This is a genomic window from Ruania zhangjianzhongii (assembly GCF_008000995.1).
Lineage (GTDB): Bacteria > Actinomycetota > Actinomycetes > Actinomycetales > Beutenbergiaceae > Ruania > Ruania zhangjianzhongii.
Genome location: NZ_CP042828.1, coordinates 2416875 through 2431197 on the forward strand (window position 1 = coordinate 2416875; position 14323 = coordinate 2431197).

Consider the following 14323-nt stretch of genomic DNA (forward strand, 5'->3'; position numbering starts at 1 on the left):
CATGGATGTGAGCGCACCCCGAGACTTCGTGCTCAAGCGGCTGCTCAAGGGGTTCGAGGACGTCGTTCTCGCCGGAACGTTCATCGTGATGATCCTGGCGATGGCCATACAGGTCCTCAATCGCACCTTCTGGCAGTTCTCCATGCCGTGGCTGGAGGAGACGTCTCTCTTCGCGATGCTCTACATGGTCCTCATCGGGACAGAGGCAGGCCTGCGGGACGGGTCCCAGATCGCCGTCACGATGCTCCCGGACAAGTTGAGGGGACGTGCGCGGCTGGCTGTGCAGCTGCTTGCCAAAGTGGCCGTCCTGGTGTTCTCGGTGGTGATGCTCATCGGTTCCTACAACCTGGTGCAGCAGCAGGTCACCAGCGGGCAGACAAGTCCCGCGCTCGGCTGGCCGATGTGGGTGCCCTACGGCTCGTTCGCGATCTCCTTCCTATTGATCGTCGTCGTGCAGGCTATTGCGCTGGTGCTTCAGGTTCGGGCGCTCATAGCGAATGACGAGTCGATCGCTATGAGGATCGACGTCCGCACCCAAGACAACGCCGAGCCGCTCACCGGCGCTGACGGAGACGGTCCCGACGCACCGATCGAGGAGAGGGGCGGTGATCAGCGATGACCATCGCCATCGTGCTCATAGCTTTCTTCGTCCTGCTGGTCATCGGTGTTCCCATCGGTGTGGCGCTCGGAGCCGGGGTGCTAGCGGCGATCCTCCTGGACCCCGGTACTCCGGTCGGGACCGAGGTGGTCGCGCAGCGGATGTACGGCGGGCTCGAGTCCACCGCGCTGATGGCGATCCCGTTCTTCATTCTGGCCGGCAACTTGATGACCCAGGGCGGGATCTCCCGAGGGCTGGTCAACTTCACCAACGCCATCGTGGGTGGAGTACGCGGCGGACTGGCCTACGTACTGGTCCTCGCTGCCGCCTTCTTCGCCATGCTCTCCGGCTCGGCGCCCGCAACCGTGGTGGCGATCGGTGTGATGCTCTACCAGGACATGGTGCGCCTGGGCTATCCGAAGAAGCGCCTGGCCGGCCTGCTTGTGGTCGCCGGCGGACTGGGACCTGTGATCCCGCCGAGCATCATCATGGTCGTCATCGCCGCACTGATGGGCACGTCCGTCGGTGACATGTTCGCCTCCGGACTGCTCGTCGGCGGGCTCCTCGCCTTCGCGCTGTTAGCGATGGTGGGATTCATCGCCCACAAGGAGGGCTGGCCGAAGAGCGCAGAAAAATTCTCGTTGAAGCGACTTGGCACATCCTTCGTCAAGGCGCTGCCTGCTCTGGCCCTTCCCGCCATCATCCTGGGCGGCATCTACTCCGGACTGTTCACACCAACCGAATCGGCGGCGATCGCCGTCGTCTGGGCGATGTTCGCGAGTCTCGTGATCTATCGCAAGTCCACCCTCAGGGACATCGTGAATGTCCTGATCGCCTCGGCCAAGAGCACCGCAATGATCCTGTTCATCACGGCTGCCTCGACTGCCTTCTCCTGGCTGTTCGCGTACTCGGGAACGTCCGGAAGGCTGGTGCAGTGGATCATGTCGATGGACCTCGGTCCCGTCACCTTCCTGGCGATCAGCGCTCTCGTGCTGGTCATTCTCGGCTTCTTCCTGGAGGGGACAGCCATCGCGATCCTCATGGTCCCGATCCTGTGGCCGATCGCTGACCTCCTCGGCGTCCATCCCATTCACTTCGGGCTGGTCGTTGCCCTGACAGCCGTCGTGGGGACAATGACACCGCCAGTCGCCGTCGGGCTGGTCGCAGCAGTCAGCGTCACCAAACAGAGTCTCGGCACGATCAGCCGGGCGGAGATACCGTTCTTCCTCATCTATCTGGCGGTCGTTGCGGCAGTCGTCTTCATCCCGTGGCTCAGTACGGTGCTCATCACGTAACCGGCAAGCACAGCGGTAGGAGGATCGGCACGCGCCGCAAGCGGCCGTAGCCAGCGATCATGCTCGCCGGGAGGCGTCGTCCAGCTGAAGTCCGACCACGTCGGCGAGTCGAGCGATGCCCGAATCCCAGGAGAGGAGCACGGCGTTGTGGCGCCACGCCAGCCGCCGTAGATCCGACTGCCGTGATTCAGTGCGCGCTCCGGCCAGGACCTCCATCAGCACAGGTTCCGTGACTGCTAGTTCGCCCCCAGAGGCGATCAGTGTCGTCACCCGTTGACCAACACTGCTGTCGCCATACACCTCAAGTGCACCTCACGTGCAAATCGCGTGTATTCGTCGTATCGATGCCACGGGGTGTGCCAGATTCAAAAGTCGAGCCTCCCGTCCAACTTAGAGGTGCAGGTCAGGGCGGGCGAGGATCCATCCCCCTCTCCACCACCTGGATCATCAACCTCGACATCGACGGTTTGCGGGCGCGGGCGAAGGGCAGGTAGCCGTGTCCACATCGCCCGCAGACCGCTCACCGCCGGTCAGCGCGCCGAGGACGGCCAGAGCTCAGCGCCCTGGTGGGTCGCGACGCCGATGCGCTCAGTGGTTCCGGTGCGCGCGTTGAACCACATCAGCCAGCGATCGTTCGCGTCGTCGAACACCACGAACGGCTTGTAGACCGCCTCGCTGTCCCATGCGCCCGGCAGGCCGGGGGAGAGGATCGGGTTCTCCGGGTGCCGTTGCCACCCCGTGACGCCGTCGCGGGAGCGGGCCAGGCCCACCCGCGCTTTGAACATGTCCTCGTACCCGATGTAGAAGAGGTAGTACCAGCCGTCGTGCTGGACGACCTGTGGGCCGGCCACCCGCTGCTCCTCCCAGATGTTGTTCTCGTCCGGGCCGAACACGGGTACGTCGTAGGGACGGGTCCAGCTCTGGCCGTCCTCGCTCTCTGCGTAGCCGAGGGCGTCCGGTTCGAACCAGCCGCCGCCGGAGTACCAGATGCGGTAGCGCTGCGTGGTCTCGTCCCAGAGGACCGTCGGGCACATCAGGGACTGCTTCTCCCACGGCGCTGCCGCTTCGAGCACCGGCGTGTCCTGGCGTTCCCAGTGATAGCCGTCCTCGCTGGTCGCATACCCGATCGCGGACGTGCCGTCGTCGTTGGCCGCCGCCTCCAGGTACACATCGGTCCAGACCGAGGAGGAGAGTTTGCGCCCCGCCGTCTGGCCGGAGTACCAGAGGTGGTAGAGGCCATCGCGGTAGACGATCGCCGGGCGGTTGACGTCATCCTCCCAGCCGGTCTCCGGCCGGGGTGTCAGGACGAGCTCAGGTTCGCTCCAGCTCAGCCCGTCCGGGCTCTCCGACACGGCGATCGCGTAGTGCTTGCGCCAGGAGAAGTACATCCGGTAGCCGTGTGCGGTCCTGATTACGTGATTGTCGAAGCGGAAGTCCCCGTCGGTGCCCATCACCGGGTTCTCCGGAAACTTCTCCCAGCCGCCACGGCAGCCGATGGTCCTGGCGAGCTCTGGGTAGTTGCTCATGGCTCTCCTCGTCTCACGAAAAGTGGGTCAGCTGCTGGTGCGATGGCGCTCTTGGAGGTCCTTCTCCACTGTCGGGTAGATCCGTTCGAGCTTGTAGAAGGCGAACAGCACGATCAGCACGATGAACAGCACCGCGGGGATATGGATGAACACGGCGCTGATGGCGGTGATCGCACTGTCCGGTTGGACGTCCTGGAGGCCGTCGTACCCGGCCGCGCCCATGATCCAGCCGAGGAGGGCGGCACCGAAGCCGTAGCCCGCCTTCTGGCCCATGCTCCCTGCGCTGTAGAGGATCCCTTCGACCCGCTTGCCGGTCTTCCACTCTCCGTACTCGATGGTGTCCGGGAGCATTCCCCAGATCGCACCGAAGATCGGGATGCGGCCGATCCCGCGGATCAACGTGCCGGCGATGGCGAAGGTGAGGTTCTCCGGATCGATCGCCATCACCACGGAGCCGATCACGAAGATGACAGCACCCACGATCATCGGGGCGATCTTGCCGAACCGGCGGTAGATCGGCCCCATGAACAGCATGCCGATCAGTGCCGGGATGTACAGCAGGAAGGAGACGAGGGCGACGAAGCTGGTGTTGCCGAGGAGGTTCTCGGCGTAGTAGGCGGAGGCGCCGGTATACATCGACTCCGCAGCGCTGAACACGATGAAGATTCCGAACAGCAGCACCCAGTACTTGTTCTTGACGGCGGCCTTGACCGAGTCCTTGAACCCCGGCTGGGAGACCGAGGCCGGCGGGTCGATGATGCGTTCCTTGGTGTTCTTGAACGTGACCAAGAACAGGGCGGTACCGATCAGGGCAAAGATGACGAACGCGGTGATCCAGCCCGGCTGCTCGCCACCCAGGGAGTCCACCAGAGGAATCGTCAGCACGGTCACCAGCAGGATGCCGGCAGTGGCAGCGAACATCCGGGTGACGTTGAGCCTCGACCGCTCCTGGAAGTCCCGGGTCATCCGGGTGTTGAGTGTCCCGTAAGGGATCACCACACCGGTGAACAACAGCACCAGGATGTTGTAGGTCACCGCGATGTAGACGAGAGTCCACCCGGGGGAGACATCCGGGACGGTGAAGATCAGGATCAGGCCGATCGCGAACGGGACCGCGAGTCGCAGGATCCACGGTCGGGCTCGGCCGTGCTTGGAGTTCGTCCGGTCCACCACGGCGCCCATCGCGACGTCGGAGACGCCGTCCAGGATGCGGGAGACCAGCATGATCGTGCCGATCGCTGCCGCGGCGGCGCCGATGATGTCGGTGTAGAAGAACACGATGTAGGTGGACATCGCGCCCCAGGCGATGTTGGTGGCCAGGTCACCGGCGCCGAAGGAGAGGCGTTCCTTGGTGCCGATCTTGGCGAATTCGTCTGTGCGCGGGGTCGCTCGTGCGGTCATGGGCTGTCCTCGTTGAAGGCCGGGCCGCGCCGCCGGCTGAGCGGCGGCGCGGCGTGGTGGTGGCTGTCGGGTTACTTGGCCGAGGCCTGGAGCAGGCTCTGGGCGAGCGGGTGCAGATCCAGTCCGTTCGCCTGTTCGACCGTCGTCACCGTCGCCGGGTCGATGGCGTCGATCCCGGAGAAGGCTCCGGCGATGCTGGCGGCCATGCAGCCGATGGTGTCGCTGTCACCGCCGGCGTTGGCTGCCAGCTCTGCGGTGCGGATCGGGTCGCCGGCGGCGGCCACGAAGAAGCCGATCGCCGCCGGTACTGCTTCGGCAGCGGGCAGGCCGACACCGATCTCGCCTTCGATGAGGTCGATCGCCTCCTCGTCGCTCTCGGCGGTCATCGCGAGTGCGACGGCGCGGTCGATCCGTCGGTCGATCCGGGCTCCCGGGACGTCCCGGCCCTGCGTGCGGCCGAGCTCGGCACCCTCGCGGGCACCGGCCTTGGCCGCGCGCACCACGCTGGTGAGGGTGGCCTCCTCCCGGCATGCGTCAGCGACGGCTGCGGCGACGGCGGCTGCCCCGGCGACTCCCGCCGTCGTGTTGTGGCTGGGCACGCAGGTGGTGAAGGCGGTCTGGACTGCCGCCTGCGGGTTGCCGTGGTGGAACAGGCCAACCGGTGCCACTCGCATCGCGCCGCCGTTGCTGGCTCCCTGGGTCATGATCGTGCCGGAGCGGCCGACCTGCCACGGGTCGGCGCCTTCGGCGAGCTGTTCGATCGCCGCGCGCGTGGTGGGTCCGGCGAAGTGGGGGTAGTAGTTCTCGTTCTTCGACCACTCGACGAGCAGGCCGGCCATGTCCTGCGGGGTGAGGGCTCCGCCGGTGCGGACCAGGAGCTCGGTGAGCATGATCATCTGGCTGGAGTCGTCGGTGATCTGCGCGGCCGAGCGGCCGCGGGCGTACGGTGCGCCGGGCAGCGGGTCGTGGAACTCGGTGACGTGGCCGTTGAACGCGGTGCGGATCTGCGCGCGGCTGAGCTCCTCGGTCGGAGCTCCGAGCGCGTCGGCAATACAGGCGGCGGCCAGGCTTCCGTGGATCGCGGAGAGGAGCTGGGCTGTCATCGAAGGGTCCTTTCGATCGTGAGGGGTTCGGTGGTGCTCGGTGCAGGGGCGGGTTCGGTCAAGTAGGTCCGGGATCCGACGCGGGTGATGCAGGCGGTCGCGTTGGCTACCGCCGTGCGTAGGCAGGCCTCGGGGGAGCGGCCCTGCAGCACGCCGGCGAGGAAGGAGCCGGCCAAGGCGTCACCAGCGCCGGTGGTGTCCACGACTGGCACGCCGGCCGGTGCGTGGGCGGTGACGGTGGAGCCGTCGGCCAGGGAGCAGTAGGCGCCCTGTTCTCCGCGGCCCACCACCACGGTGCCGGGACCCAGCTCGTGCAGGGCAGCGGCAGCGCGGGCATGACTGTGCGGATGGAACTTCTGTGCCGAGGCAGTGTTCAGGAAGACGTACTCGGTCAGGCTGAGCAGCTGGTGCAGCTGGGGATCGTCCGGACCGAATGCGTCAGGTTCCAGATCGATCGCCACCTGAGCTCCGCCGTCGACGGCACTCTGGGCGATGCGTGCCGCCCAGTCCAGATCGTCCGCCAACGGCGCGACGATCCTCGCCCCGTGCAGGGCGCTCGGATCGATCTCGTCCCGCTGCGGGATCTTGATGCCGGTATCGGCGCCGATCAGCGCCTTCTCGCCGGTGGAGTCCAGCTGCACGAAGCACATCCAAGTGCGGTGCGTGGCGTCCTGCACCGAGTAGGTGACGTCCACGCCGAGATCGCTGAGCGCCTGGAGCTCGCTCGGACCCTCACGGTCGGTGCCGACCTTCGTGACCAGGCGGGTGCGCGCTCCCTGGGTGGCGGCTGCTGCGGCGAGGTTGGCGCTCATCCCGCCGCCGAATGCGCCGAGATAACGCCCGATCGCCTTGTTGTCGCTGGTGGCCAGGTGGGGGACCTGGACGTAGTGGTCGATGCTGGCGTCGCCCACGACCACCAGATCGGGGGACGTGCTAGGAGTACTCATCACGGGCCTCTGCTGTAAACGTCGAGTGGGTGGAAGGCTCAGGCATGCATCTCGAGATCGATGTCCATCTGGTACCGAGTGCCGAACGAGGTGTGCCGGGTGAACTCGATCGGACTTCCGTCCACCAGGTAGGAGGTGCGTTCTCGCACGAGAGCGGCACCGCCGGTGGGCGCGTCGAGCGCCTCGGCGTCGGCCGCGGAGAGGCTGCCCGCGAACACCCGCTCGTGGGCCCGACTCGGCAGCGCATCGTGCAGGGCGAGGAAGTCGTAGAAGGAGCCGCCATCGAAGGCGGCGTAGTTGATACCGGGAACGAGCGGCAGCCAGTGGTAGAGGAGGACTGTGGGTTCGCCGTCGGCGCGGTAGAGGCGGCGGATGTGCCGCGCCTCGCTCGACGGCGGGAGGTGGAGGTGGGCCAGGGCGTCCTCGCCGGCCGCTTCGGTGCTGTTGGCGAGGATCTGTGAGGTCACCTCGTGGCCGCGCTGGCGTAGCTCCTGGCCGATACCCAGCATGGTGCTGGCGGTGCGGATCTCGCTGGAGGTGACCATGCTGCCGCGCCCCTGGAAGCGCTGGATGAGACCGAGCCGGCCCAGCTCGAGCAGTGCCCGGCGGGCCGAGGTGGCCGAGACCTGGTGCGTCCGGCAGAGCTCGCTCTCGGACGGCAGCCAGTCTCCGGGCTGGTACTTGCCGTTGCGAATGTCGTTCTGGAGTGCGCGCTGCACCGCCCGATACAGGGGCATCGTGCCGCGGTAGGGGCTCGAACCGGCGATGGTCATGTACTTAGTATACTAGGTATGAAGAGTTGGTGTTCGCCACCCATCGGGGTCCTTGCGCTGGGCGAGTATCCGGGCTCGGCGGACCGGGGCTGCCCGCCGGCCGATTGCTAGGGTGACTGCCGTGTGGTCGGACCGGAAGCGAAAGCGCGCCGCCAGGAAGGTCAAACCGGGGGATGGGCGCCCGCTGCAGCGCTACCGCTGGTGGCAGCCGTTCACCCGCTCACTGCTGCACCTGCGCCTGCCCGGTGAGGGTGGCGAGGAGATCTGGTCCGTGGACGTGCGGCTGTGGGGAGACTCCGACGGCGAGGTCCGCGCGAAGCTCTACCGGGACGGCCTCCAGCACGCCATCTCCAAGCTGCCGGCCGCATTCCCGGTGCCCGGCGGCACCGTGGAAGTGGTGGTCAGCGGGTACGGGCTCCGGCGCTGCCACTATGTGAGCGACGCGGGCCGGGAGCGCCAGCTGGTGCCGGATCCTGCCTCGGCCGAGGGGCGGCGCGCCCGGCTGGAGCAGGAGCGACCTGCGCTGGGCCGCGCGATTGGCGCCGTCTCCGTGATCATCCTGATCGTCGCGATGATCCTCGGCGTGCCGCAGATCGTCGAGCAGATCACGCACATCCCGCCGGTGGCCGAACACGTCGGTACGTTCAACTCGCCGATCGCGCTGCCCGGCTGGCTGAACATCGCCCTCACTGTCGCCGCGCTGCTCGCAAGCACCGAGCGTGCCTTGCGCCTGCGCTACCACTGGCTGCTCGACGGTGGGTTGTTCGACGGCGAGGACTAGCCCCTGTGCTGCCGATGTGATGTTCGACCGACGGCGCCGGGCGAGTCGCGGGTGGTGGCAGGGCACGACAACCCTCTGCAGAGGCTTGGTTGCGGTGTCCGTGTCAGCATGGCCGGATGGACTCTAGCTACTTCTGGGCCGGATGGACGCCCATCTGGCACACCCTGCTGATCGGCACGGTCGGCTACCTGACACTGGTGATTCTGCTGCGGGGTACGGGCCCTCGCACGATGGCGAAGATGACACCGCTGGACTTCATCATCGCGGTCAGCCTCGGATCGGTGTTCGGCCGCGTGGTCACTGCCGCGGACGTGGGCCTCGCTCAAGCCGTCGTGGCCTTGATCCTGCTGGTCGCCGTGCAGTGGACGCTGGCGATTGCCCGGTCACGGTGGCGCTTCATGCGCCGGCTCCTGGACGCGCCTCCGGCACTGCTCTACTACGACGGCGAGTGGCAACGGAAGGCTTTGCGCCGGCACCGGCTGACCGAGGTTGACGTCCACACTGCTGCCCGCCAGTCCGGGCACGGATCCCTTGCTGACCTCCAGGCGGTGATCCTGCAGCAGGACGGCTCGCTCGGTGTCATCACGAAGGACTCGATGGGGGACGGCTCCAGTGTGCTGCCGTTCATCGAGCGTCATCGGGCTGACCGGGAAAGCCTCGCGTAGGCCCGTTGCCGCGTCACGCCGGTCACGGTGATTCCTGGGACACCTCACCACGGTCGCGAGTCTCAGTCGGTGACGAAACCGTTGAAAGAATGCACGCCGTCGTGGTTACCGTCACCGCTGGCCTTGGCGCGATTGGTGTTGAAGTACAGCGTGCCGTCGGCGATCCCGAGGCTCTCGATCTCGAACAGCTCTGGATAGGCAGATGAGGTGATCCGGAAGGACAGATCAGGGTCGGAGGTCACTGTGCCGGAGGTCTGCTCGGTGATGTTCCGGTAGACCAGCACGATGCTCCGGTTCTTCTTGGTCAACGGGTAGAAGAGGTCCTTCGTGGCCGGGTGGTACAGGAAACCCTGGTTGGTGAAATCCTCCAGATCCGGGACCGGTTCGCCGTCCACCAGCGCGCCGGCGACCTTCAGGTCGAACGCCTCGGTGAGGTCGATCGTGCCGGAGTCGTCATGCAGCCCTATCCTGCCGCGGTAGATGGCCCGGCCGCTCTTGAAGAAGAACGTCAGGGTACTGCCGGTCTGCGCGAGGCGGCTGATCCCCGAGACAGCCTTGGCTTCGCCGTCGAGATGGACGTTGAAGGAACCGACCTTGTAGTACGTGGTGCCGGAGTAGTGCAGCTTGACCAGCTGAGCACCCTCGGCACTCATCGTCACCACGAAGAGGTGATAGTCGCCGTCGAGGGAGAGCACCGCCAGGTCGTTCGCGTGGCCCAGCCAGGAGTTGTACGGCGAATCGTCCGTGCCATTGGTCATGATCACCGTGGAGCCGGTGTTCCTGTTGGTGCGGTAGATGAGCGCCCTGGTGTCATCCAGACCGATCTTCACCGAGTACAAGTACGTGGTTCCGGCGCCAAAAGCTTGTGCCGCCGTGCACTCGTGAGCTGTCGGAATTCCGGCAATGGTCGTGTACTCGTTGTAGTACGCAGCCTGCGCACTACGTGCCGGCACCGCGACGAGGCCCACACTCGCCGCCAGGACTAACGCGGACCGCCTGCTGATATCCATCGGAGTTCCCCCTCCATGTGTTGTCGACTGCCCCCTCCACCGCCCTCTCGACTGTGATCTCTGGGTGCGGCGAGCCTTCGAGGCTAAGGAACACCGGCGCAGGCGTCAACAGTCCAGGGGGCGTGCGGACGGCGGTGAGTACCAGCACATCTCCGGTGCGCGGCTCCGCTATTCTCAACGTCGTGACAACTTCACCCCGCTCTTCACGGTGGTTCGTGCGTGCCGCTGTGCCTGCCAGCCTCGGCCTGACTCTGACTCTCACGGCCTGTTCCGGTACCGAACAGCTGGAACTGGGGAGTGTGGTCGCGCTCGAGGCGCAGGAGCCGCTGGGAGTGGACTTCGCCGTGCTGTCGGTGACGCAAAGCACGATGGCCGAAGCTGGGCTGGAGGGGCTGGCCGGCACTCAGGTGAGCGGGCAGCCGTGGCTCGTTGGGTACCGGATCGAGCTCACCTCTGGCACGCGGGACGACTTCTCCTGGGATGCGGTCAACGACCTGACCAGTCCCGCGTGGGTGGCGGACACCGGGCGGACCGAGGTGCCGGCCAGCATCGTCAACGGCTCGGCGGCCGCCGAACTGCCGTGCGCCGAGTTGGGCACCGAGGTGGTCGAGCCGGTGCTGATGTACGGATGCCAGGTGTTCATGGTCCCCTCGGGCCAGGACATCGAGTCGGTCACCGTGACCGATCTGGGTACCTGGGGCGTGGCTGACTGAGCCCGCGGTTGCCGGGGCAGTCTAGGTTTCGAGCGCGGACCAGACTTCATTCGTGAAGTCAGGCAGGCCCGCCCGGCTGAGACTCCGAAGTAGACCATCGACGGTCTCTGGTGGGTTCTTGCGCTGCTCAGACATCGCGATCAACGCCGCCTCGGGGAAGTCCTTGATGTTGTCGGTCACGATGGCAGCTGCGCGACCGTGAATGGCTGCTGCGACGACGTGTCGATCGTTTGAATCTGGTGGGCCGGTGATGTGTTGTTCGAGCCCGTGCCGATCGTCGACCAGGGCATCCTCGAATGCGTTGTTCATCATCTGCACGCGCATCTGCGCTCGTTCGTCGGTGACCCGTCCCTTGGTGGCGCTCGGAATCGCCTGAGTCACCTCATCGAGGATCCGCGGGCTCCACAGCGGGTGGAAGGCTCGACGATTGGCCAACTGCAAGAGGAGGTCGGCCTTCGTGATCGGCACGAGCACGCATGCATCGAGGATCACGCGAAAGCCGGACATCAGTGTCGGCGGGCGGCGCGTACCGCTTCACGGAAGTCGGCGGCCGGAACGTCGTAGAGCCCGGCATCTTCGGCGTCTTCGACCAGCGCGCGCAGCGTCTGGTCTCGCTCGTTCTCCCGGCGCCGCTGATAGGCAAGGACATCGGCAAGTCGGAGGCGGCGATGTCGGCTGCCGGTCAGCTTCTCGCAGCTGAGGTCGCCTTGGTCGATCAACTTGATGACGGTCGGGCGACTGATTCCCAATAGGTCGGCCGTCTGTTGCGTAGTCAGCCGCTGATCGACCGGTGCGATAGTGACCGCGCGCTGTGCCTTCATCGCGTGCACTGCCTCCACCAGCACCGTGTACACCTCTGCTGGAAGCGGGGTCTGCTCGCCGTCGGGTCCGACTAGCACAGCCGGCTCGGTGTGCTGGTCGAGGAAGTGGGACAGGTTCAGCAGGTCACTCAGGTCCTCAGGCGGAAGGACCGTTCCCTCGCGTCGGCGGCCCTGGACGGGTTGGCTGCTCATATCTCCATCGTGCCGAATATTCGAAATAGTCGCAAGCCGCCCGCTACTGACCGCCCACCGGGTGCGGGTACTCGGCCGCGCGGTGCTGGAAGGCGAGCACGTCCGGGTTGCGAATGTGCCCGTCGCGGATCTCGATGGCCCGGTCGATCGTCTGGCTCTGCGCCCACCCGCTCGGCCCGGTCATCACCGGCCGTAGGAACGGCAGCAGCGCCTCACTGTTCACCCAGGTCGCCGACTCCCAGAGATGTGACGGGCTGTGGTCCACGGCGTAGTGGTGGACGTCGTCCCCGACGGTGAACATCGGATCCGCGAACGAGGTCGCCCGCGCCCAGCTGAAGCCCATTCCCTCGTCGCAGGAGACGTCCACGATGATGCTGCCGGGCCGGAACGCGGCCAGGTCCTCGGTGCGCAGGTAGGTGATCGGGGCGAGCGGGTCCTGCAACGTGCAGTTCACCACGATGTCGCTCTCCGCCAGGAACGGAGCCAACGGCACGCGACCCTCCTCGCTGATCACGTAGCCGGGCCGGGTCGGCTCGTCGTCGTGATCGAGCTGGAGGATCCGTACCGAGGGGATCGGTGAGCCGACCGCGGCGACCTCCCGATTGGTCAGCACCTGCACGTTGTGAATTCCCTGGGCAGTCAGTGCCGTGACGGCCCCGCGGGCGGTGGCGCCGAAGCCGATGACGACGGCGCTCAACCAGCGCCCGTAGTTGCCGGTGAGGCCGCGCAGCTGCAGGGCGTGCAGCACGGAGCAGTACCCGGCGAGCTCGTTGTTCTTGTGGAACACGTGCAGCCCGAAGCCGCCGTCCTGTTTCCAGTGGTTCATCGCCTCGAAGGCGATCAGGGTGAGCCGTTTGTTCACGGCGAGCTGAGTGATCTCGTGATCCTGCACGCAGTGCGGCCAGCCCCAGATGGCCTGGCCGTCCCGGACCTCTGCCAGGTCGCTTGGCAACGGCTTCGGCAGCACCAACACGTCCGCCGCTGCAATCACCTCGGAGCGTGGGCGCACTCCGGCCACGAATTCGGCCAGCGTGGCGTCGGCGACGTCGAACCGCCTCCCGTAGCCCTCCTCGAGCACGATGCGGGCGCGCAGGTCGGCGTCGATCCGGTCGAGGTGGAGCGGGTGCACGGCCAGGCGGCGTTCATCCGCCTTGGCCGAGGACCCGAGAACACCGAGCGTCAGGAGGTCAGCGGCCACCCTCAGCGCTTCTTCTTGGCGACGGCGGTCTCCACCGCGCTGGCCTGCTCGGCACTACGAGCTCGTTTGCCCGCTTTGTCGGCGCGCTTTTCCTTGAGAGACTTCCCGACCTTCTTGGCGTTGGACTTGTTGCTCATGGCAAAACTCCCTTGTCACCGAGCCGGAAGTGGCTCATGTGCTGAGAGTAAGCCACTTTGGGGTGCAGAGGTACCTGCCCGGGCCAGTCAACCGTTGGGACGAGACCGAATCTCGGCATCGAGCACAGCCAGCAACGCCTCGATGTCTGCTTCCTCGTTGTAGGTGTGGAAGCCGGCGCGGATCCGACCTTGACGATGAGCGACCCGGACTCCCGCTGCTGCCAGACGCTCTCTGAGGTCGGCGGAGGCGTCCGCTGCGAAGGACACGATCGGGCTGGGCAGATCGGTCGGTTGCGGTGTGAAGCCTCGGGCGAGCAGCTCTCCGCGGAAGTGTTCGGTATGGGCGAGCACCCGCTGAGCGTCGTCGGTCCGCGCGGACTCCAACGATGCCCGCAGTCCACCTTCCGCCCCGACCCAGCTCAACCAGGCCGGTGACTGGTCGAGCGCCTGAGCACCGCCCTTGGGCAGGTAGGGCGGCCCGTACCCGCCCTGGACTGCGTCGTCGCGCGCTCCATACGGACTCGCGGTGCGAACCCTGGTGAGGACACCGTCACGAGCGAAGGCATACGCCGTGCCCCGCGGGCCGCGGAGGCCCTTGTAGCCGGCGCCTGCCAGGAGGTCCACATCTGCGGCCGGGATGCCCAGAGGCACGATGCCTAGTGATTGAGTCGCATCGACCACCAGAGCGGCATCGACGGCGCGGCACGCGTCTCGAATGACCTCAAGTGCGGGCCGGGCGCCGTCGTGCGAGGCCACGGAGGAGATGAAAACCGCTGATGTCTCGGTATCGATGTGCTGGACGAACGATTCGGCACTGTAGTCACCGTCGACCCAACGGATCCGGTCCTCGGGCATCGTTGCGAGCACCGGGAGCAGCAGCGATCGGAACTCGCTCCGGTGGGCCACCACTGTGCCCGCTCTCTGACCGAGCGAATCTGCCACGGCCGCCACTGCCGGGACGATGGAGGGAAGCAGACCCACCGAGTCCGCACCGACGCCCACGATCTGGGCGAACAGTCCGCGGCACCGCTCCATCGCTTCTTCCCAGGAGCTGTACCGCGCGGTGCCCGCCTGCCAGTCAGCCAGGGCACCAGTGATGGCGTCCACGGTCTGCGCAGTGGGCAGTCCCATGCTGGGCGTGTCCAGATAGTGCACGGCCATCG

At 66.4% G+C, this 14323-nt stretch carries 17 protein-coding genes; 5 read left to right on the forward strand and 12 right to left on the reverse strand.

Annotation, left to right across the window (positions count from 1 at the left end; translation table 11 throughout):
• Position 1: 1 nt before the first annotated feature.
• Entirely contained in the window at positions 2 to 619 is a 618-nt protein-coding gene (locus FU260_RS11195) for a TRAP transporter small permease (RefSeq protein WP_147917134.1), read from the forward strand.
• A complete protein-coding gene (locus tag FU260_RS11200) occupies positions 616 to 1893 on the forward strand; it encodes a TRAP transporter large permease (protein WP_147917135.1) in 1278 nt (425 codons plus the stop codon). Before FU260_RS11195 ends, FU260_RS11200 begins: the two co-directional genes overlap by 4 nt.
• A gap of 57 nt (positions 1894 to 1950) precedes the next feature.
• Here the strand turns inward: FU260_RS11200 and FU260_RS11205 are convergent, their stop codons facing one another.
• From FU260_RS11205 to FU260_RS11230, 6 genes are all read right to left on the reverse strand, one after another.
• Positions 1951 to 2163, reverse strand: coding sequence for a PIN domain-containing protein (locus FU260_RS11205; protein ID WP_235912203.1), 213 nt, complete (start codon positions 2161 to 2163; stop codon positions 1951 to 1953).
• 260 nt (positions 2164 to 2423) lie between these two features.
• Complete coding sequence (locus FU260_RS11210; RefSeq protein WP_147917137.1) at positions 2424 to 3419, reverse strand: family 43 glycosylhydrolase; 996 nt, start codon at positions 3417 to 3419, stop codon at positions 2424 to 2426.
• 27 nt (positions 3420 to 3446) lie between these two features.
• On the reverse strand, positions 3447 to 4820 hold the full coding sequence (locus tag FU260_RS11215; RefSeq protein WP_147917138.1) for an MFS transporter: 1374 nt from the start codon (positions 4818 to 4820) through the stop codon (positions 3447 to 3449).
• Between the two features lie 71 nt (positions 4821 to 4891).
• A complete protein-coding gene (locus FU260_RS11220) occupies positions 4892 to 5923 on the reverse strand; it encodes an ADP-ribosylglycohydrolase family protein (RefSeq protein ID WP_147917139.1) in 1032 nt (343 codons plus the stop codon).
• On the reverse strand, positions 5920 to 6870 hold the full coding sequence (locus tag FU260_RS11225) for a carbohydrate kinase family protein (protein WP_147917140.1): 951 nt from the start codon (positions 6868 to 6870) through the stop codon (positions 5920 to 5922). The genes FU260_RS11220 and FU260_RS11225 overlap by 4 nt, the downstream gene beginning before the upstream one ends.
• Positions 6871 to 6908: 38 nt before the next feature.
• A complete protein-coding gene (locus FU260_RS11230; protein ID WP_147917141.1) occupies positions 6909 to 7643 on the reverse strand; it encodes a GntR family transcriptional regulator in 735 nt (244 codons plus the stop codon).
• A 121-nt stretch (positions 7644 to 7764) separates the two neighbouring features.
• Here FU260_RS11230 and FU260_RS11235 point away from each other — a divergent pair, with 121 nt between their 5' ends.
• Together FU260_RS11235 and FU260_RS11240 are read left to right on the forward strand one after the other, a co-directional pair.
• Complete coding sequence (locus FU260_RS11235; RefSeq protein ID WP_147917142.1) at positions 7765 to 8424, forward strand: hypothetical protein; 660 nt, start codon at positions 7765 to 7767, stop codon at positions 8422 to 8424.
• 116 nt (positions 8425 to 8540) lie between these two features.
• A complete protein-coding gene (locus FU260_RS11240; RefSeq protein WP_147917143.1) occupies positions 8541 to 9089 on the forward strand; it encodes a DUF421 domain-containing protein in 549 nt (182 codons plus the stop codon).
• Positions 9090 to 9151: 62 nt separating this feature from the next.
• Here FU260_RS11240 and FU260_RS11245 read toward each other — a convergent pair whose 3' ends face one another.
• Positions 9152 to 10099 (reverse strand): hypothetical protein, encoded by a 948-nt coding sequence (locus tag FU260_RS11245; protein ID WP_210418254.1) that lies wholly within the window; start codon positions 10097 to 10099, stop codon positions 9152 to 9154.
• A 182-nt stretch (positions 10100 to 10281) separates the two neighbouring features.
• On the opposite strand from FU260_RS11245, the gene FU260_RS11250 reads away from it, so the two are divergent.
• Positions 10282 to 10812 (forward strand): hypothetical protein, encoded by a 531-nt coding sequence (locus FU260_RS11250; RefSeq protein ID WP_147917144.1) that lies wholly within the window; start codon positions 10282 to 10284, stop codon positions 10810 to 10812.
• Positions 10813 to 10833: 21 nt separating this feature from the next.
• Here the strand turns inward: FU260_RS11250 and FU260_RS11255 are convergent, their stop codons facing one another.
• From FU260_RS11255 to FU260_RS11270, 5 genes are all read right to left on the reverse strand, one after another.
• Positions 10834 to 11319: a PIN domain-containing protein gene (locus FU260_RS11255; protein ID WP_147917145.1), complete on the reverse strand. Its 486-nt coding sequence runs from the start codon at positions 11317 to 11319 to the stop codon at positions 10834 to 10836.
• A complete protein-coding gene (locus FU260_RS11260; RefSeq protein ID WP_147917146.1) occupies positions 11319 to 11825 on the reverse strand; it encodes a helix-turn-helix domain-containing protein in 507 nt (168 codons plus the stop codon). Before FU260_RS11260 ends, FU260_RS11255 begins: the two co-directional genes overlap by 1 nt.
• Positions 11826 to 11868: 43 nt before the next feature.
• Complete coding sequence (locus tag FU260_RS11265) at positions 11869 to 13023, reverse strand: N(5)-(carboxyethyl)ornithine synthase (protein WP_413038330.1); 1155 nt, start codon at positions 13021 to 13023, stop codon at positions 11869 to 11871.
• Positions 13024 to 13025: 2 nt separating this feature from the next.
• On the reverse strand, positions 13026 to 13160 hold the full coding sequence (locus tag FU260_RS24380; RefSeq protein ID WP_268957770.1) for a hypothetical protein: 135 nt from the start codon (positions 13158 to 13160) through the stop codon (positions 13026 to 13028).
• 87 nt (positions 13161 to 13247) lie between these two features.
• Positions 13248 to 14321 (reverse strand): aminotransferase class V-fold PLP-dependent enzyme, encoded by a 1074-nt coding sequence (locus tag FU260_RS11270; RefSeq protein ID WP_147917148.1) that lies wholly within the window; start codon positions 14319 to 14321, stop codon positions 13248 to 13250.
• Between the last annotated feature and the right edge of the window lie 2 nt (positions 14322 to 14323).